Raw genomic sequence first — 16,891 nt, forward strand, 5'->3', positions numbered from 1 at the left:
TGACGGCCTGCCAGCAAGCAAGCATTCCTGATAGACCCTATGCGAAGTTTTGAACCCACGGGCTATTGCCTTGGTGCGGCGGTCAGTGCCTGCATCGTCGCGTCCAGATGCGCGCGCATGGCGCTTGCCGCGCCGGGGCCGTCGCGGGCCTCCAGCGCGGCCAGGATCGCGTCATGTTCGGCGAAAGAGTGGTAATCGGGGTCCGGCGCGCGGTCGGCAGTGGCCAGCTTGCGCCAGACAACGACCTGGCGCACCGCGTTGAGGATCGCGAACAGAGCTTGCAGCATGGCGTTGCCCGCCGCCTCGGCGATGGCGTTGTGGAAGTCGTGGTCCAGCGCTTCATAGGCGTCCCAAGTGGGCGCGTCGCGCATGGCCTGCGCCATGTCGCGCAGCGCGCGGAGTTGTTTAGGGGTGGCGTTGAGGGCGGCCATCTGGGCGATTTCCGGCTCCAGGACCAGACGCGCGGTCATCGCTTCCACCGGGCCGGTACTCTCGGACAGATCAGCGACGGCAGCCTCAATGCCCTTTCCGGCGCGCGAGGGGCGCAGGGTCTTGGCAAGGAAGGTGCCGCGCCCGACGTGACGCTCCAACATGCCCTCGGTCTCAAGCACCAGAAGGGCGTTGCGAAGCTCGGTCCGGGTCAGGCCCAATTGCGCGCTCAAGCTGCGCTCGGGCGGCAGGCGTCCGCCGCGCGCCAGGCCCGACCCGGCGATCCAGGTGCGCAGTCTCATGAGGGTCTTGTCGTGCATTGGTTGTCCAATGGCCCCGCGAAAACGCTGGCAGTCCTCCAGGCCGTTTATCTGGATGCGTCGCGCGAATTTCCGGCTATAAGTGGTTAAGTTCAGGTTAACGTGTCATGAAAGATCCTTATTGGTCAACCATTTGGCCGATTGCTCAAACTTGATCACGGGGGGACATATGCGCGACCGTTTCACCGGTTTCCACGAAGGTCCGCGTCACATCGCGGGCCGCGTAGATCCACAGGATGGTCAGGGGGCCGTCGCCGATGTTGCGAAAATAGTGGGGCACCTCGGCGGGCACGAAACTGGTGTCCATGGGGCCGAGCTGGCGCACGTCGCCGCCGACCATGGCTTCCGCGTGGCCGGACAGGATCGTCACCTGCTCGGCACAATTATGGGTATGCAGCGGCGCGGCGCAGCCCGCCGGAAAGGTGGTGGTGCCGGTGGTGAACGGCGCGGCATCATCGACGCCCTTGCCGATCATCAGTCGCGTCTCCACCCCGTCGCCGCGCGCAAATGGTGTGATGCCCTCGTAGGTAACAATCGTGCCGGTTTGGGTGTCATGCCCCATGGAAATTCCCTTTCGCTAAGCGAGGTTTCTGATGTCTGATCCTGTTTCTCACGTCGCGCTGAACGCCTTCATCGCCCGCTGCCTCGCGGCCTGTGACATGCCTTCCGAGGATGCCGAAAAGGTCGCGACGTTGATGACGGAGGCTGACCTGATCGGTCAGGACGGCCACGGCGTGTTCCGCCTGCCGATGTATATCAAACGCATCCGCGCAGGGGGCATGAATATGCGACCCAACTTCACGCGGGTGGCCGAGCGGACGGCCACCGCCCTGATCGACGGGGACAACGCGATGGGCCATCTGGTGATGCACCATGCGACTGAACTGGCGATGGAGAAGGCGCGCACGACGGGCGTCGCCTGGGTCGGCGCGCGGATGTCGAACCACGCAGGCCCCGCCTCGCTCTACGCCATGATGCCCGCGCACGAGAACATGATTGGCCTTTATCTGGCGGTCGGCAGCGCCAACCACATGCCGCCCTGGGGCGGGACGGATATGCTGTTGTCGACCAACCCGATTGCCGTGGCGCTGCCGTCCAGGGACTACCCGCCCATCGTGCTCGATATGGCCACGACGGTTGCGGCCTACGGCAAGGTCAAGACCGCCGCGCAGCGTGGCGAACCGATGCCCGAGGGCTGGATGATCGACCGGAACGGAGATCCGCTGACCGACCCCGCGCGCGCGTCCGAGGGGTTTCTGCTGCCCATCGGCGGGCCGAAAGGGTACGGGCTGTCGCTGGTCTTCGGCATCCTGGCGGGCGTTTTGAACGGCGCCGCCTTCGGTCGCGATGTCGTGGATTTCAATGCGGACGCCAAGACGGTGACGAACACTGGACAAATGATCCTGGCGTTGGATATCGCCGCCTTTGCCGACCCCGAGGCCTTCAAGGCGGACATCGATGAGGTGTGGCGACAGATGAAATCCTCGGCCACAATGCCCGGCGTGGACGAGGTGCGCTTGCCCGGCGAGCGCTTGGAAAAAGTCCGTCAGGCGCGCACCAAGGGGGGCATTCTGATCCCCGACGCACTTCGCAGCACATTGAACGCCTTGGCTGAAGACCTGGGCGTCGCGCCCCTGTAAGCTACGGTCAGACAACAAGGGCCGTCGGGTCCCGCAATTCTGGCGCCAATGGCATTCGCGTGAGGCGCCCGCCGCGATCCAGCGGGTCATCAATGCCCATCTGGCGCAGCGCATACCAATAGGTGGCGGCGTTGGAGGACACGATGGGCTTTCCCAAACGCGCTTCCAGATCATCGATCATATCCACGATCCCCAACGCGCCGCCCACATGCAGGAACGTGTCGACGCCAGCACCGTTCACTGCCTCAAACGCTGCGTGGATCGCGTCCACCGGCACTTTGATGATCTCGGCAGAGGCTTTAACCTGTAACGCGGTGGCTGTCACCGTCTCCATCCCGTGGGCCGCATAGTAGTCCTGGACGCTTTGCGAATAGGCGTCTGACATGGGGGAAATGAAGCCGATCTTGCGCGCGCCGACGCTGTGCAAGGCCGCAACGCAGGCGTCAGACGCCCAGACCATCGGCACCCCGGGCATCGCGGCGCGCGTGGCCTCCCGATACCAAATTTGCCGCGCCACCGACCAATGGCGCATTTCGACGGAGTTTGAGCAGACGACCATATCGGGCCAGCACCCGGCGGCCTGGGGCAGGGCGCGGATCATCTCCTCGGGGACACGATCTTGCTTGGAGATGTCGAACCGGTACATCTGGTGGTTGATGCCCGCAGGCCGCATGGCCTCGTATTCGGGCTGCATGTTGGAGTTCTGCTGCGGGATCATCACGGCGATGACACCACGGGGTCCGAACCGATCAGGCATGAGAGCACTCCGGAAAGGAAAAGGGGCGGCAGATCTGCCGCCCCCCAAAGGCGTCCCTTACTGGGACGTCAGATCTTCGACCAGCACCGCGTAGGCCGAGGATTGCTCGGCCCGCATGCCTTCGTATTCGTCGGTGATGATGTCGATGTTCTCCCCCAAACGACCCATCATCCGCGTGAAGGTCCGGTCCTCGCCCAAGGCGACGAAGGCCTCGCGCAGAGTTGCGACGACATCGTCGGGCGTGCCAGCGGGGGCCAGCACGACGCGGTGCATGAAGCCAACGTCGCCCTCAATGCCGACTTCGCCAAAGGTCGGGACGTCGTCATAGATCCGCTCTGCGCCAGCGGTCGCCAGGACGCGCACGGTGCCGGCCTGAAGGTGGCTGGCGAGGGTGGAGGGGAAGCCCATGGTGACGTCCGCGTCACCGGCCAGAAGCGCCTGGAAAGCGGGCCCGCCCCCCTGGTAGGGCACGAGGTTCCACGAGATATCCAGCGCTTGCATCATCTGGGCTGCGGGAACGAAAAGCGCGCCCCAGTTGCCCGAATGCGCCATCTGGATGCCGCCTGGATCGGCACGGGACGCCTCGATCAGGTCATCCATTGTCTGGTAGGGGCTGTCGGCCAGGACGGTGACGGCGATGGGTGCGTAGTTCACCCGCGCTACGGTGACAAAGTCTTCCGACGGGTCATAGGGCAGGTTCTCGACGTGCTGTTGCAGCTGGTCGATGTAGTTGTGGGTGAACAGCAGCGTGTAGCCGTCGGCGGGGGCGTTCGCGACTTCTTGCGTGCCGATCTGCCCACCTGCGCCCGGTGTCAGGCGCACGATCATGGCTTGCTCCAGATAGGTCGGAATGATCGAGGTAATGACCCGCGCGTTCAGGTCGTGCGAGCCCCCGGCGCCAAGTGGGATCACCATGGTGATGGGCCGTTCCGGGTAGGACTGGGCCACAGCGCCCGTGGCCGCCACGGCAGCGCCGGTAACGGCGAGTGCGGCGAGCGAGTTCTTGGTCAGTTTCTTGATCATCTTTCTCTCCCTTAGTTGCTAGGTAGGCCACGCCGCGTCACGGCGCCGTGGCGGTTAGTGTGTGGTTATGCGTGGGGTGCCGTAGAGGCGTTTCCACAGCAGGTAGCCGATGACCGGCGTGGCCAGCAGCACCATCAGGGCGCCGATCCGCTCGGTCACAAGGAACCCGATCGGGTTGTCGTTGGACATCGCGACCGTTTGGCCGAAGGCGTATTCCATTGATGGGCCGAGGATGAAGCCCATCACCATCGGCATCACGTCGAAGCGCGCGGCCTTGGCGATCAGCCCGAAGGCGCCGAAGGCCACCAGGATCAGCAGGTCGGTTGCGTCCGAGCGGAACACGTAAGTGCCCGCGAAGGCGAACATGATCACCACCGGCACCAGGATCGATGTCTTGATCGTCACGAGGCGTGAGAAGATCGGGATCGCCAGATAGCCGATCACCAGGAACATCAGGTTGGCGATGACCATGGCAACGAGGATCGCGAAAACGATGGCGCCTTGCTCTTCAAACAGCTGCGGGCCGGGGCGCAGGCCTTGGGCCACAAACGCGCCAAGCAGGATTGCGGTGACGTTGTCGCCCGGGATGCCCAGGGTCAGCAGCGGCACCATGGTGGGGCCGTTGACGGCGTTGTTTGCCGCCTCGGCGGCGGCAACGCCTTCCAGCTCGCCCTCGCCAAACGTTTCCGGGTGCTTGGAAGCATTCTTGGCCGCCGAATAGCCCATCATCGCGGCGACAATCTGGCCCAGACCCGGCACGATGCCGATGCCCGTCCCGATCATGGTGGAACGTCCAATGGTCCGCGCGCAGCGGCGGAACTCCGAGAACTTCAGCCGCTCCCCCATGACACTGGCCAGATGGCGCGCTTTCTCGTTTCGGATCACGACCGAGACGATCTCGGGCAGGGCGAAGACGCCGATCAGCATCGGCAGAAGCGGAATGCCCGAGCGCAGATCGAAGAGGCCGAAGGTAAATCGCTCCACCCCGCCCAAGGGGTCCGTGCCGATCTGTGACAGCCAAAGGCCGAACATCATCATGATCAAACCCTTGATCGGGTTCGCGGCAGAGGTTGAGGCGATGATCACCAGGCTCATCAGCAGAACGGCGAACAGTTCTGGCGGGCCAAATTGCATCACCAGAAGGGCGATGGGGAAAATCATCATGATCGTGAAGATGTCGCTGAACGTGTCGCCGGTGACCGAACTGAACAGCGCCATGTCCAACGCTTTGCGCGATTGCCCCTTCTGGGTCAGCTTGTAGCCGTCCCTGGATGTGGCCACCGCTGCCCCGGTGCCGGGCATGGAAATCAGGATCGCGGGGATCGAGCCGCCGAAGATGCCGCCCTTGTAGATGCCCAGAAGGAAGGGGATGCCGACAAGTGGGTCCATGAAAAACGAGATGGGCAACAGGATCGCCATCGCCATCAGCGTCGTGAACCCGGGCAAGGAGCCGACGATCATGCCCGCGAACAGACCGATGGCCATCATGGTCATCGTGTCCAGACGCATCGCCATGGCGAAGCCTTCTGCAAACTGTTCAAACATGGGCGCCTCGACGGGTGTGGGTCATGACGACGACATCAGGTTGAAGATGCGGGCATAGAACTGATCGATGACGACCAGTTCGGGCAGGGACACGGCCAGAAGGCGCGTAGCCGCAAGGTAAAGCGCGACGGGTCCCATGGTTGCGACAAGGCCGATCTGGATCACGGACCGCGCGCCCATTTGCAGCGAGATCAAGGTCGTCGCGATGGCCGTCGAAATCAGGAAGCCGAGGGGCAGCATCGTCAGCGCATAAAGCACCATGATGCCGAAGAGCAGCACCGCGCGGCCCCATTCGGACCCGGTCATGCCCGCGTCCTGTTCGGCGACCGTGCCGGTATAAATCAGGATCAGCGCGAGCGTGCAGAGCACAGCCATGATCGTGAGGGAAATCGTGGGGAAAAGACTTGGCTCGATCGCGGACAAAGATCTCCCAAAGAGCGCACGGGGGGCGGCGACGAGGGAGTTCATGAAGATGATCGACAGCACAGAGCCCACCAACAACGCGAGCGTTGTCAGGGTCTCGGGTGAGCTGTGAATGGTTCGCTGTGTCACCTCAAACCTCCCCTCTGTGCGCGCGCCGCGCTCATGCTGCCCCTGCGTGCGCGGCGTTGGGATCCGCGTCGAAGAGCGCCAGAATGTCCGCGTCCTGCCGTGCCCGGCACTCGGCCACATGCGGTGCGGCGGCGGCACGCCATGCCGCGCGTTCCTCCTGTGTGAGTGTGACCAAGGTTGCGCCTTCCTCGCGCAGCCTCTCGGCACAGACCTCGTCTTCTTGGCGGGCCAGGGCACGTTGGGCCTGGGTCGCCTCTGCCGCGGCCGCTTGGATTGCGGTTTGGATGTCCAAAGGCAGCGCCTGCATGCGGTCGCGATTGATCACCAGAAGGGCAATCCCCATCAGGTGGCCAGTCAAGGTGATCACCGGCAAGGCGCGGTGCAGGTCGAAGTTGTAGGTATTGGTCAGCGGGTTTTCCTGGGCGTCGACATCACCGCGTTGCACCGCTTCGGTCAAATCCTTTGCGTCGATCAAGAGGGGTTTGAACCCGAGCGCCCGGAACACGTTTTGATGATCCGCGTTCGGCATTGTGCGCAGCACCAGCCCGGCGCAATCGCCCGGGTCGCTCATCGGGCCTTTTGCCGTCGCGATGTGGCGCAGGCCGTTGTCCCAGATGCCGAGCAGCTCTAGCCCGGTGGCTTCTTCCAGCGCCTCTTTCAAGCGCGCGCCCAGGGGGCCATCCACCAACGCCATAACGCGGTCCCGGTCCGGCGCTGCAAAGGGCATATCGAAGAGCGCCAGCGGCGGTACCCGTGCCGCAAGGTAGCTCGACGCGATGTAGATCAAGTCAAAATCGCCCGCCTCGGTCAGCTCCGCCAGGTCCGCTGTCTTGATGCCATCCGGCCCCACGTTGCTGCGCAACGAGACCTCAACCCGGTCGCCAATGGCGCTCAGCAAGGCGCCCCGGAAAGCTTCCAACCCTTGGGTGTGGATGGAGCCCGGGCCTTGGTAGCCCGCAATCGTCAATTGAACGGGCGCGCTCATGGAGCCGCCCCCGAGGTCAGGGCACCTGAGCGATTTGCAACGCGACCCATAACATGGCGGGCAGGCACGCGAAGGTCAGCACGGTTGAGGCCACGATGGCGCCCGCCACCTGTCGCGGATTGTGGTTGTAGCGCTCGGCCAGCACGTAGTTGACGATGGCCGTGGGCATCGAGGCGAGCAGGAACACGACGCCCGCCATAACCCCGCTGAAATCCAGCACCCAGATCACGAACAGCGCCGAGGCGACGCCGATCACCAGGCGCGACACGGCGATCAAGACCGCAGGCCCCATGTCCGAGACGCCGAGCGTCGCCAGCGACGCGCCCAACAGGATCAGCATTGCGGGGATCATCATGCCGCCAAGCATCTCGGCGGTGGTGGCGATGACCGGGGGCACCTGAATGCCCGTCCAGGTCACAACGATGACGGCTGCCACCGCGTAGATCAGCGGCTGGCGCGCCAGAAGACCCAGTTTCAACGAGCCCGAATAGACCGACAGGCCGAAGGTGTGTTGCACCAGCGAGACCACGAAGAAATAGGCGATGCCCAGTTGCAGCCCCTCTGGCCCGAAGGCCAGAAGCACCAAAGGCAAGCCCAGGTTGCCCGAATTGGGCAGCATCAGGGGCGGTAGGAAACTTCGCACGGATTTGCCCAGGCCAAGCAGCAAAACCAGCGCCATGACGCCCGCGACAGCCATGCAAAACAGCGCCGCGCCCGACATCACCTGAATTGTCGCAGGCGCCACATGCAGGGAGGTCAGCGTGTGGAAGATCAACGAGGGCGTGGCCACCATGATCACCAATGTGCTGAGCGATCGCGTCTCCAGCCCGACCTTCGAGCGGCCCATCAGGTAGCCGATCAGCGTGATGATCGCGACCGGTGCCAGGACGTTGACCATCTGCATCAGCAAAGCATCGCACTCCGGGAGTGGGCCCGTATCGGTCCGGTCTGATCACGTTTCAGACCGCGACACCGTTCAGGGTCCAGTTTTCCATCACAACGGTGCCGGATTCCTGAAGCATCTTTGAGACCGCGCAATGATCGCGCAGCTGCTCCTTCACCCTTAACGCACCTTCTTCTGGGCCATCGTAGTCGGCCGTGATGTGCAAGGTGCATGTGGGGAAGGGGACGTCAATGGGACGGATCAGACGCGTGCCGTGGCTGTCCATGGTCACGTCGATCTCGATGTCCATCGAGGTGAAGGTCACGCCATTGGCTTTGGCGAGTTTGTTGGAGATCACATGGGTGCAACCGACAAGCCCCATGAAGACATATTCGACCGGCATCGGCCCCTCATCGGTGCCGCCGCGCAGGACCGGCTCATCAATGATGACGCTCTTTCCGCGCGCCTCGGCCACGGATTGCGTGCTCGAATTCTGACGCCCGTTTACCTTGAACTTCCAGATCGGTTTTTCTTTAACAGCAGCCATCGATTGGTTCCCACCTTCATCAAAGTCCATGTGGGAAAAAGCAAACAATACGGATGCAAGTATAGGGCAGTACCCTCTTGTCTCCTCCCCGTACTGGCGCCGCTCCTCCCCGGAATTTTGCGCTCTGTTGAGGAAGCATGACCAGAATGTCGCACCAAAGGAAATTGTGTTTTTGCCTAACGGGCTTCAAGAAAGTTGATACCCTTGGGGCCGCGGGGGGGCATCATTTTATCTGTCGGATCGCATCAGGTTACTTGATTTGGCCCCGCCGGAATGCTGTCGCTAGTCTTTCGCAAAAGCGCGGAGGCGGCGGGGCGGAGCCCATCCGACAAATCACCCCGCAATAACGACGTTTAAGAGGGAGGATCGCATGACCGACGCGTCACAGCCGTTTGTCGTGGCCATTGCGGGGTTTGGCTGGTGGGGCAAACACATCGCGACCCGTCTGCAGGGCCACCCCTGGTTACGTGTCGCGGGCGTTATTGAGCCGGTCACGGCGCATCACGCGGGTATCGAGGCTATGGGTCTGACCGCGTGGGAAGATTTCGGCCCCGCCCTGGCCATGACAGAGGTCGACGCCGTCATCCTTACCACCCCCAACCCCTTGCACGAGGCGCAGATCACCCAGGTTGCGGCGGCTGGAAAACATGTCTTTTGCGAGAAGCCCCTGGGCCTGACCGCCGACAGCGCGCGGCGGTCCGTGCAGGCCTGCGAGGATGCGGGCGTGCAGCTTGGCATCGGCCATGAGCGGCGGTTTGAGCCCGCGATGCTGGCTTTGCGCGCGGCCCTGGAGGCGGGTGACCTGGGCACGGTGATGCATGCGGAGGCGGCGTTCAGCCATGACAAGCTGGTCAATGTGCCCGCCGATGATTGGCGCACGCGCAAGGACATTTCGCCCGCCGCGGGCATGACGGCGATGGGCATTCACCTGAGCGATCTGATGATCTCGTTCTTCGGCCCGGTGCAAACGCTGCATGCTTTCACCGCCGACCGCTCGCTGGGGTGGGAGACGGGCGATGTCGTGACCGTTCAGATGAAGTTCGAGGCCGGGATGACAGCCACGTTCAGCGCCGTTTTGCACACGCCCCATTTCATCCGAATGCATGTGTTTGGCACCGACAAATGGGTCGAAGTCATCAACGACAGCCACCCCGATACGCCAGACGGCATTGTTCGGGTCCTGACCGCGCAAACCGGCCAGCCGATCGATCAGACGGATTACAATTGGGAAGACTCGGTGACCACAAACCTCGAAGCTTTCGCCGATGCCGCGATGGGGCGGGCCGACTATCCCTTCACCACCCGGGAAATGGTCCACAATATTCAGGTGTTAGAGGCCATCACACGCTCTGCCGAGACGGGTAACGCGGTGTCCCTCGCAGATATCTAGGCGTCCGACTACAGCTCAATCTCAAGTGCAGAATTCAGCTCTTCCTGCAAGATGTTCGCGAAGGATTGCGCCGCCGTGCTGAGCGGGTTTTTGAGCGTGCGGATCTGCATGTAGTCGACCATCAGGGTCGGATCAGACAGGGGCAGGACCTGCCGTCGTTTACCGTCCAGATCCGGCAGGCACAGGATGCCCGGCAGGATCGTGACCCAGTCAGAATTGGCCACCATCCCCAAGGTGCCGTGCATGGTGTCCAGTTCCAGCACATCCGCCACCTCAACCTCATTGACGGTCAGGTAATTCTCGATCCGCTCGCGCCGGGCGTTGCCGGGGCCCGGCAGGATCAGGCGCAACGGCCCCATATCGCGCAGCCGCAGGCGCCCATCGGTCAGCGGGACCTTGCGGTCCAGACTGCACACAAGGCACTCGCGATCTTCGCCCATCCGGGTCGAGACCAGCACATCGCTCAGGCTGAAAGCGGCGGGCACAACGGCAAAGTCGAGCCGCCCTTCGGCCACCTCATCGGCCAGCGCCACCGAGTATGCCTCCGAGATCGACAGTCGCACCTCGGGGAATTCTTCGGCGAAGCGCAGCATGACCGGGGTCAGGACCGCGCGGGTGAAGGTGGGCATAAGGCCCACATGCACATGGCCGGTGACGGATTTCGACAAGGTGCGCAGCCGGTCCTCTGCCGTGCGAGCGGCGGCCAGCACCTTGACGGCTTCGCGGTAGAAGGCGCGACCGGCTTCGGTCGGCGTCACCCCGGATGAGCTGCGGGTGAACAGACTGATATCATAGCGCTTTTCGATCTGACTGACATGCATCGACAGCCCGGACTGAGTGGCGTTCACCTTTTCCGCCGCTGCCGAAAACGACCCGTGTTCATAGACGGCCGCGAAATAGTCGAGCTGTTGAAGCTTCATAATCCCATCCGATTTTCTTATGGAGGATAGGGAGTATTATTGCCGGATGTGAAGGCCTTGCACGAGATTTTTGCATGGCACACCGCAAAGGTAGCTGGGATGTTCCGCTCAACCTTACAGTTTGAACCCGGGATCGCCTGTCCCTAGGGCGCAATCAGCTTGCGCAGCACCTTGTCGAAGGTCGCAAGCTCATCGGCGCTGAAGCCCTCAAAGCTCTGCTCTTCAAAATCCTTGGCGATGCCCCAGCAGGCCTTCGCGGCCTCCGCGCCATCATCGGACAAGACATATCCGTCGCCCTCGGCCGTCACCAAGCCGCGGTCGGCCAGATGAACCAGGGCCGCGCGGGCCTCATTGATCGGCGCATGGAGGTGCGGAACCATATCTTGCGGTGTCAGGCCGGGCAGATCGCTCAACACCAGAAGGCTACGCGACTCGATAAGGCTGAGGCCAAGATCCTCGATCAGTGGCTGATAGCGGGCCTGATAGGCCCGCACCGCGCGCATCATCAGAAAGAAAGTGTGGTTGCCCAGAAGCTCACCGTGTTCATCGGCGGCGGGCTGGTCCGTCAGCTTGGGTGCGGCGCCCGGGTGGTCGAACACCATCGCATAGGAACCGCGATGAAAACACAGCGGCGGACGGCCGAAATCATCGAACGCCAGCACGCGGCCCACGAAGATCCAATGATCGCCACCGTCGAGCTTGGCGTAGGTCTCGCACTGAAACCGCCCGGCGCAATCGGGAAAGATCGGTGCGCCGCCGATGCCCGGCTCCCATTTCACACCTGCAAACTTGTCTTCCTGCTGGCGGGCGAAATGGTTGGACATGTCCATCTGGTCAGAGGCCAGGATATTCACCGCAAAGTGGCTCGCCTGCTCGAAGATCGCGCAGCTTGGTGTGCCCTTGATGCTGCTCCAAAGGATCAGCGGCGGGTCCATCGACAGGGAGTTGAAGCTGCTGGCGGTGACGCCAACCGTCGTGCCGTCAGGTGCGCGCGCCGTGATGATCGTGACACCGGTGGCGAAATTGCCAAGCGCGCGGCGGAAAGCCTTGGGATCGATGGAAGTCGCGGCGTCCATGGGGTTTCTCCTGTAAGCAGGGGGAGCCGTACCACGCGCGCCCGTCCTATTAGGGGTTTCAAGCGGCAGCGCGCTCAGATTTTGTCGCATCTTGCAGCATGGGAAGTACCTTTTCTCCCATCAAGATCATACTGTTACGGCCCAAATCGTAGTCCGTCCAGTCATGGCCCGCATAGACCAGATGTTTGAACGGCCCGGTCTCTTCGCGCAGGGCGAGGATCTGATCCGTGACCGAGGCCGGATCACCGTGGATCACCAGCCGGTCCAGTACATAATCCAGCGTGACCTCATCGTCGGACATGCTTTGGTCTTCCTTGAACAAGTTCGCCCGGCCCCCCTTCTTCAGTTTGGTCAGCAGTTGCGAGTAATACAGCACATAGGGGCTGCCAGGATCGCGTGCATAGGCGCGGGCCGTGGCCGTATCCTCGGCGACGCAAATGTTCTTCGCCACGCGCCAGTCGTTGTAGTCCGGCGTGAAACCCCCAGCCTCACAGCCTTCCACATACTTCGGCCAATGGGTCGCGACCCCCCGCGGCAGCAGGAAGTTTGCCGAAATCGGCTGCCACCCCCGCGCGGCCATGGCCGAGACGCCCTTGGAAAACGGCGCAACCGCCGTGCCCACGATGGGCGGATGGGGCGCTTGATAGGGCTTGATGATGTCGCCCTGGCCAATCTCGGGCATCATCGTACGTTCGGTCGAAACCTCCCAGAAATTCCCCTTGAGGTTGTAGGGCGCCTCTCCGGCCCAGATGTCCAAGACCATGTTGATGCATTCCAGAAACATCGCGTTACGGTCCCGGTCGAGGTTCCCGAAGACTTCCGCATCCGACATCAGACCGCCCGGCGAGATTCCAAAGTTGAAGCGGCCCTCCAGCATATGGTCAAGCATGGCGACTTCGGCGGCGACCCGCGCGGGGTGCGAGTTGGGGAGGTTCACCGTGCCGGTGCCCAGACGGATGTTCGTGGTCTCATACGCAAGGCTCGCGAGAAACGCGACGCAAGAGGTGATGATCTCGGCCTGGTCGGTGGTGTGTTCCCCGCAGTAAGCTTCTGAAAACCCGAGCTTATCAGCCAGAAGAAAAGCCTCCCGATCCTCGGCCAGGCTCTTGGCAAATGGCTTGTCGAGTGGGTGAATGGGCATCGTGAAGAACGATAGTTTCATGGCAACCTCCCCGCGTTCTCCCAATGTGGGGCAGGGAGGGGCAGTAGGAAAATTGATTCTTTCTGATGTGAGTTATCTTTTTTCTTGATGGTGGGTCGAAACGCCGCCGGTGAGACATCCGGCAACGTCGACAATCGGCGCTGCAAACACGCGAACAGCCCGAGGGCGTTGTGCTCGAACAGAAATGGGGGCGGGAAAGGTGGCAGCCCGTAGGGGAATCGAACCCCTCTTTCCAGGTTGAAAACCTGGCGTCCTAACCGATAGACGAACGGGCCACGCTTGGCGGTAGCGCGTCTTTAGAAAATGCGGGCGGGGGGTTCAAGGGGATTCTTTCGCTCAACGTTCAATCGGCCCAGGCGGCGTCGTCCAAGCGGAGCTGAACGCGTGTACGACCCTGCCAATGGTTCAGTTCCACGCGGCCCGCCACATGGACGCTGCGGCCATTGTGGGCCTCAAGGGCATCAAGGCCCGAACGCACCGCATCGAAACAGATCGCGTCCAGGGTGACGGGGCCACCGTCACTGAGGGTCAGTTTCAGATGGGTCTCACCCACGGGCCGCGTGTGGCGAATACGCAGGGCGGGCAAGGCGAAGCGGGGGGCAGGGGCGCCTGCGCCGTAGGGGCCTGCCGCCTCAATCTTTTCGATCAGCTCCGGCGTTGCCGCTGACGGCATCAGCGTGCCATCGAGCCGCAGATCGCCAGGCCCGCCTGTGCCGGCCCCTTGCTTGGCGAGAAGCTCTGTCAACCGCGCCATGGCAGGTTCCAGCTGCGCGCGCGACAGCGACAGGCCCGCCGCCATCTTGTGGCCGCCGCCTTTCTGGATCAGCCCTTCGGCGGCCAGCTTCTGGATCGAAGCCCCCAGATCCACCCCTGCCACGGACCGGCCCGAGCCTTTGCCGTCCTCACCATCAAAGCCGATGACGATCGCGGGCCGTCGCGTGTGGTCTTTCAGGCGGCTGGCCACGATGCCGACGACGCCGGGGTGCCAGCCGTCCTCTGCGGCCCAGACCAAGGGCAGTTCCAACCCGCGCGCCTCCGCCTGCGCCAGGGCCGCTTCGCGCACCCGCTGCTCGATATCGCGGCGGTCCGTGTTGAGTGTGTCCAACTGGGCTGCCAAGGCTTCCGCCTCGGCCACGCTATCGGTCGACAGGCATCGCGCGCCCAGGTCTGCGGCGCCGATGCGCCCACCTGCGTTCACCCGAGGGCCGAGGACAAACCCGAGGTGATAGGAGGTCGGCGCGCGGTCCAGGCGCCCAACGTCCGACAGGGCCACAAGACCCGGGCGTTGCCGCCGCGCCATCACTTTCAGGCCTTGCACCACCAGCGCGCGGTTCACGCCGATCAAGGGCGCAACGTCGGCCACTGTCGCCAGCGCCACCAGATCCAGCAAGCCCATCAAATCAGGGCCCTTTTCGCCGGACTCCCGCATCCGGCGGTTGGCGTCGACCAGTACCAGGAACACGACACCTGCGGCGCAGAGATGCCCGTTGGCGCCGTCTTCATCCAACCGGTTGGGGTTCACCACGGCCAGACACTCCGGCAGGTCTGCTGCCGCGAGGTGGTGATCGAGAACCATCACATCCGCGCCCTTGGCGGCCGCGATCGGGCCATGGGACAGGGTCCCGCAGTCGACGCAGATGATCAGGTCGTGGTCTTTCGCCAAAGCGGCCATTGCCTCATCGTTGGGGCCATATCCTTCGTCAATGCGATCAGGGATGTAGAGCGTTGCTTTGCGCCCCAGCGCCCGCAGCCACCAAATCAAAAGCGCCGCCGATGACCCGCCATCGACATCGTAATCGGCGAAGATCGCGATGCGCTCGCCCTTGCGGGCGGCTTCGACCAGCCGGGTGGCGGCGGGGGCCATGTCCTTGAGGGTCATCGGGTCGGGAAGAAGGTCGCGCAGGGAGGGGGCGAGGAAGCTGACGACCTCCTCTGGCTGCACCCCGCGTCGCGCGAGAACGGAAGCTACGGCGGGCTCCACATCGGCGCGTTGGATCAGGGTTTGCGCAAGGCGCTCCACATCGTCGGAGGGGCCGACCCAGCCGCGGCCTGTCAGGGAGGTCTCGACGCCGAGATAGCTCATGGGCCTTCCAACAGGATAGCGTCGGTGGTCAGGGCGCGCGCGAATTCGCCGTGCAGATGACTGATCGCCGTGTCGTGGATGACCTGCGGCGACAGGGGGGCCATGCCGTCTGCCCATGTGGTCGAGGCATTGGCCGCGAAAGCGGCGCAGGCGTCATGGGCCAGCCGCACGCCGAAGCCCAGGTTCGCGGCCATGCGGGTGGTTGTGGAGACGCAGTGGGGCGTGGTCAGGCCGCAGATCACCAGATCCCCGAGGGAGGAATGGGTCAGGTGATCTTCCAGCTCGGTCCCGATGAAGGCGGAGTTCACGGATTTCTCGAACACCGGCTCGCCGTCTTTTGGGGCGACGGCAGCCTTGAATTCCGCGCCGTCGCCGACCAGCGGGCTACCGGGTTCCACGCTGACATGTCGGATGTGGCAGATTGGGGCGGAGGCCTTGCGCCACGCCGCCAGAAGGCGCGCGGCGTTCGCCTCGGCGCCCGGGTTGTTGCGCGCGCCCCAGACAGGGCTGTCAAAGCCCTGCTGGATGTCGATCAGAATGAGCGCCGAGGCCATATCAGCCCTTGGGATTGCGGTAGCTCATCCGCCGCACGGATCCGGTCTTGGAGCGCATCAGGATCGTTTCGGTCGTCAGATGCCCCGGTTCGCGCTTGATGCCCGGCAGGATGGAGCCATCGGTGACGCCGGTCGCGGCAAAGATCACATCCTCTGTCACCATGTCGTCGCGTGAATAGATCCGGTCGAGGTCCGTAATTCCCGCCTTCGCGGCACGGCCCTTCTCGTCATCGTTGCGGAACGTCAGGCGGCCCCACATTTGCCCGCCCATGCACTTCAGTGCGGCGGCGGCCAGAACGCCCTCGGGGGCGCCGCCCGAGCCCATGTACATATCGATGCCCGTCGTCTCGGACTCGGCGCAGTGGATCACGCCCGCGACGTCGCCGTCGGTGATCAGCCGGATCGCCGCGCCTGTGTCGCGCAGCTCGGCAATCATCGCTTCATGGCGGGGGCGGTCCAACACGCAGACGGTGATATCCGCCGTGGTGCATTGTTTGGCCGCGGCCAGCAGGCGCACCCGCTCGGCCGGGCTTTGATCCAGCGACACGATGCCTTCGGGAAACCCCGGGCCAATCGCCAGCTTGTCCATGTAGACGTCGGGCGCGTGCAGCATGGAGCCGCGTGGGCCCATGGCGATCACAGTCAGGGCGTTGGGCATGTCCTTGGCGGTCAGCGTGGTGCCTTCCAGCGGGTCCAATGCGATGTCCACGTCGGGGCCGACGCCGCTGCCGACCTCTTCGCCGATGAACAGCATCGGGGCTTCATCCCGCTCGCCTTCGCCGATGACGACGACGCCTTTGATGTCCAACTTGTTGAGCTGTTCGCGCATGGCGTTGACCGCCGCCTGATCCGCAGCCTTCTCATCCCCGCGCCCGATCCAGAGCGCCGAAGCGATCGCCGCGCGTTCTGACACACGGGCCAAGGCGAGCGAAAGGTTACGGTCGTTGAAGTCGGTCGTGGCCATAAGGATAGTCCCTGAAAGAAATGAAGCGTCTGGTCTCGCCATAGCGGGCGCGGGGCAGGGC

17 protein-coding genes and 1 tRNA gene are annotated in these 16,891 nt (G+C 63.4%); 2 read left to right on the forward strand and 16 right to left on the reverse strand.

The window, feature by feature from the left end; all coding sequences use genetic code 11:
* Positions 1-62 precede the first annotated feature (62 nt).
* Both AC6I9R_RS08185 and AC6I9R_RS08190 read right to left on the reverse strand, forming a co-directional pair.
* Complete coding sequence (locus AC6I9R_RS08185; RefSeq protein WP_461425080.1) at positions 63-731, reverse strand: FadR/GntR family transcriptional regulator; 669 nt, start codon at positions 729-731, stop codon at positions 63-65.
* 163 nt (positions 732-894) lie between these two features.
* Positions 895-1,311 carry a cupin domain-containing protein gene (locus AC6I9R_RS08190; RefSeq protein WP_461425081.1) on the reverse strand — a complete coding sequence of 139 codons (417 nt, stop codon included), beginning with the start codon at positions 1,309-1,311 and terminating at the stop codon, positions 895-897.
* Between the two features lie 31 nt (positions 1,312-1,342).
* On the opposite strand from AC6I9R_RS08190, the gene AC6I9R_RS08195 reads away from it, so the two are divergent.
* Positions 1,343-2,389: an Ldh family oxidoreductase gene (locus tag AC6I9R_RS08195; RefSeq protein ID WP_461425082.1), complete on the forward strand. Its 1,047-nt coding sequence runs from the start codon at positions 1,343-1,345 to the stop codon at positions 2,387-2,389.
* A gap of 7 nt (positions 2,390-2,396) precedes the next feature.
* On the opposite strand, the gene AC6I9R_RS08200 is transcribed toward AC6I9R_RS08195, so the two are convergent.
* From AC6I9R_RS08200 to AC6I9R_RS08230, 7 genes are all read right to left on the reverse strand, one after another.
* Entirely contained in the window at positions 2,397-3,146 is a 750-nt protein-coding gene (locus tag AC6I9R_RS08200) for a maleate cis-trans isomerase family protein (protein WP_461425083.1), read from the reverse strand.
* Positions 3,147-3,203: 57 nt separating this feature from the next.
* Positions 3,204-4,169: a Bug family tripartite tricarboxylate transporter substrate binding protein gene (locus tag AC6I9R_RS08205; RefSeq protein WP_461425084.1), complete on the reverse strand. Its 966-nt coding sequence runs from the start codon at positions 4,167-4,169 to the stop codon at positions 3,204-3,206.
* Between the two features lie 54 nt (positions 4,170-4,223).
* Positions 4,224-5,714 carry a tripartite tricarboxylate transporter permease gene (locus AC6I9R_RS08210; protein ID WP_461425085.1) on the reverse strand — a complete coding sequence of 497 codons (1,491 nt, stop codon included), beginning with the start codon at positions 5,712-5,714 and terminating at the stop codon, positions 4,224-4,226.
* Between the two features lie 21 nt (positions 5,715-5,735).
* Positions 5,736-6,266, reverse strand: a complete 531-nt coding sequence (locus tag AC6I9R_RS08215) for a tripartite tricarboxylate transporter TctB family protein (RefSeq protein ID WP_461425086.1) — start codon at positions 6,264-6,266, stop codon at positions 5,736-5,738.
* 31 nt (positions 6,267-6,297) lie between these two features.
* Positions 6,298-7,251, reverse strand: coding sequence for a TRAP transporter substrate-binding protein (locus AC6I9R_RS08220; RefSeq protein ID WP_461425087.1), 954 nt, complete (start codon positions 7,249-7,251; stop codon positions 6,298-6,300).
* Positions 7,252-7,267: 16 nt separating this feature from the next.
* Complete coding sequence (locus tag AC6I9R_RS08225) at positions 7,268-8,149, reverse strand: AEC family transporter (RefSeq protein ID WP_461425088.1); 882 nt, start codon at positions 8,147-8,149, stop codon at positions 7,268-7,270.
* 61 nt (positions 8,150-8,210) lie between these two features.
* On the reverse strand, positions 8,211-8,681 hold the full coding sequence (locus AC6I9R_RS08230; protein WP_461425089.1) for an OsmC family protein: 471 nt from the start codon (positions 8,679-8,681) through the stop codon (positions 8,211-8,213).
* Positions 8,682-9,051: 370 nt separating this feature from the next.
* On the opposite strand from AC6I9R_RS08230, the gene AC6I9R_RS08235 reads away from it, so the two are divergent.
* On the forward strand, positions 9,052-10,071 hold the full coding sequence (locus AC6I9R_RS08235) for a Gfo/Idh/MocA family protein (protein WP_461425090.1): 1,020 nt from the start codon (positions 9,052-9,054) through the stop codon (positions 10,069-10,071).
* 8 nt (positions 10,072-10,079) lie between these two features.
* Here the strand turns inward: AC6I9R_RS08235 and AC6I9R_RS08240 are convergent, their stop codons facing one another.
* The 7 genes from AC6I9R_RS08240 to glpX all read right to left on the reverse strand — a co-directional run bounded on the left by AC6I9R_RS08240 (position 10,080) and on the right by glpX (position 16,830).
* Positions 10,080-10,991: a LysR family transcriptional regulator gene (locus AC6I9R_RS08240; RefSeq protein ID WP_461425091.1), complete on the reverse strand. Its 912-nt coding sequence runs from the start codon at positions 10,989-10,991 to the stop codon at positions 10,080-10,082.
* A gap of 143 nt (positions 10,992-11,134) precedes the next feature.
* Positions 11,135-12,067, reverse strand: a complete 933-nt coding sequence (locus AC6I9R_RS08245; RefSeq protein ID WP_461425092.1) for a p-hydroxyphenylacetate 3-hydroxylase reductase component — start codon at positions 12,065-12,067, stop codon at positions 11,135-11,137.
* 58 nt (positions 12,068-12,125) lie between these two features.
* Positions 12,126-13,229: an LLM class flavin-dependent oxidoreductase gene (locus tag AC6I9R_RS08250; protein WP_461425093.1), complete on the reverse strand. Its 1,104-nt coding sequence runs from the start codon at positions 13,227-13,229 to the stop codon at positions 12,126-12,128.
* Positions 13,230-13,429: 200 nt separating this feature from the next.
* Positions 13,430-13,504: transfer RNA gene (locus AC6I9R_RS08255), tRNA-Glu, on the reverse strand.
* Between the two features lie 68 nt (positions 13,505-13,572).
* Entirely contained in the window at positions 13,573-15,312 is a 1,740-nt protein-coding gene (gene recJ / locus AC6I9R_RS08260) for a single-stranded-DNA-specific exonuclease RecJ (protein ID WP_461425094.1), read from the reverse strand.
* On the reverse strand, positions 15,309-15,866 hold the full coding sequence (locus AC6I9R_RS08265) for a cysteine hydrolase family protein (protein ID WP_461425095.1): 558 nt from the start codon (positions 15,864-15,866) through the stop codon (positions 15,309-15,311). The genes recJ and AC6I9R_RS08265 overlap by 4 nt, the downstream gene beginning before the upstream one ends.
* 1 nt (position 15,867) lies before the next feature.
* Entirely contained in the window at positions 15,868-16,830 is a 963-nt protein-coding gene (glpX, locus tag AC6I9R_RS08270; protein WP_461425096.1) for a class II fructose-bisphosphatase, read from the reverse strand.
* Positions 16,831-16,891: the final 61 nt, after the last annotated feature.

The organism is Gymnodinialimonas sp., from assembly GCF_059726805.1.

Bases quoted from the DNA above. Each gene is read 5' to 3' on its own strand.
- AC6I9R_RS08185 (WP_461425080.1), bottom strand. From the start codon at position 731: ATGAGACTGCGCACCTGGATCGCCGGGTCGGGCCTGGCGCGCGGCGGA.
- AC6I9R_RS08190 (WP_461425081.1), bottom strand. From the start codon at position 1,311: ATGGGGCATGACACCCAAACCGGCACGATTGTTACCTACGAGGGCATC.
- AC6I9R_RS08195 (WP_461425082.1), top strand. From the start codon at position 1,343: ATGTCTGATCCTGTTTCTCACGTCGCGCTGAACGCCTTCATCGCCCGC.
- AC6I9R_RS08200 (WP_461425083.1), bottom strand. From the start codon at position 3,146: ATGCCTGATCGGTTCGGACCCCGTGGTGTCATCGCCGTGATGATCCCG.
- AC6I9R_RS08205 (WP_461425084.1), bottom strand. From the start codon at position 4,169: ATGATCAAGAAACTGACCAAGAACTCGCTCGCCGCACTCGCCGTTACC.
- AC6I9R_RS08210 (WP_461425085.1), bottom strand. From the start codon at position 5,714: ATGTTTGAACAGTTTGCAGAAGGCTTCGCCATGGCGATGCGTCTGGAC.
- AC6I9R_RS08220 (WP_461425087.1), bottom strand. From the start codon at position 7,251: ATGAGCGCGCCCGTTCAATTGACGATTGCGGGCTACCAAGGCCCGGGC.
- AC6I9R_RS08225 (WP_461425088.1), bottom strand. From the start codon at position 8,149: ATGGTCAACGTCCTGGCACCGGTCGCGATCATCACGCTGATCGGCTAC.
- AC6I9R_RS08230 (WP_461425089.1), bottom strand. From the start codon at position 8,681: ATGGCTGCTGTTAAAGAAAAACCGATCTGGAAGTTCAAGGTAAACGGG.
- AC6I9R_RS08235 (WP_461425090.1), top strand. From the start codon at position 9,052: ATGACCGACGCGTCACAGCCGTTTGTCGTGGCCATTGCGGGGTTTGGC.
- AC6I9R_RS08240 (WP_461425091.1), bottom strand. From the start codon at position 10,991: ATGAAGCTTCAACAGCTCGACTATTTCGCGGCCGTCTATGAACACGGG.
- AC6I9R_RS08245 (WP_461425092.1), bottom strand. From the start codon at position 12,067: ATGGACGCCGCGACTTCCATCGATCCCAAGGCTTTCCGCCGCGCGCTT.
- AC6I9R_RS08250 (WP_461425093.1), bottom strand. From the start codon at position 13,229: ATGAAACTATCGTTCTTCACGATGCCCATTCACCCACTCGACAAGCCA.
- recJ (WP_461425094.1), bottom strand. From the start codon at position 15,312: ATGAGCTATCTCGGCGTCGAGACCTCCCTGACAGGCCGCGGCTGGGTC.
- AC6I9R_RS08265 (WP_461425095.1), bottom strand. From the start codon at position 15,866: ATGGCCTCGGCGCTCATTCTGATCGACATCCAGCAGGGCTTTGACAGC.
- glpX (WP_461425096.1), bottom strand. From the start codon at position 16,830: ATGGCCACGACCGACTTCAACGACCGTAACCTTTCGCTCGCCTTGGCC.